The sequence below is a fragment of the Nostoc sp. UIC 10607 genome, assembly GCF_047228265.1.
Classification (GTDB): Bacteria; Cyanobacteriota; Cyanobacteriia; order Cyanobacteriales; family Nostocaceae; genus Nostoc; species Nostoc foliaceum_A.
On record NZ_JBIQNW010000236.1, the window covers coordinates 1 to 550 of the forward strand.

Sequence of the window (550 nt, forward strand, 5' to 3'; positions counted from 1 at the left end):
CCATCCGTGGTAATGCAGGAACTGACTACATTACAGGTGGCGATGGTGACGATTCCGTGTTTGGGGACGATGGTAACAATCTTCTCTATGGTGGACGTGGGAATGATTCTGCCTTCGGCGGCACTGGGAGCGATCGCCTGTTTGGAAATGAAGGTGGCGACATACTCTGAACTAATTGCGATCATTCAAGGTTCTAGCAACCTCACCCTTAGTGCCAGCTATTTCCTAACTGTCTAAAGCATTATCTCAAATACAACCTAAAATTCTTTATCAAGTTTTAGACTTGCACTACTCAAAGTTTTTTATTTTTTTCTGATGCCCAGATAAGTAATTAAAAGTAGCTAATAAAACCAGTAACTTTAGATTAATAACCTAAATTGTTAGTTAACTTGGTACCGCTCTTTAGTGGTAACTGGTCATACACTAACATTGACTAAATCAACATCAGCAAGCCATATTGTTCTGCTTTGGGTAGACACTTCTTCTAAAATTGGAGAGCGCCACTCTACCCCATAAAGCCAATTATCTTTGAGGCTAAAAATTCCTTGAA

The 550-nt window shown here is 40.0% G+C and carries 2 protein-coding genes; one reads left to right on the forward strand and one right to left on the reverse strand.

The genetic code is table 11. The features are described from left to right. The first annotated feature begins 2 nt into the window (after nt 1-2). Entirely contained in the window at nt 3-170 is a 168-nt protein-coding gene (locus tag ACEYW6_RS36570) for a calcium-binding protein (RefSeq protein ID WP_412983664.1), read from the forward strand. 246 nt (nt 171-416) lie between these two features. Here the strand turns inward: ACEYW6_RS36570 and ACEYW6_RS36575 are convergent, their stop codons facing one another. Further along, a complete protein-coding gene (locus ACEYW6_RS36575; protein WP_412983665.1) occupies nt 417-542 on the reverse strand; it encodes a DUF1392 family protein in 126 nt (41 codons plus the stop codon). Nucleotides 543-550: the final 8 nt, after the last annotated feature.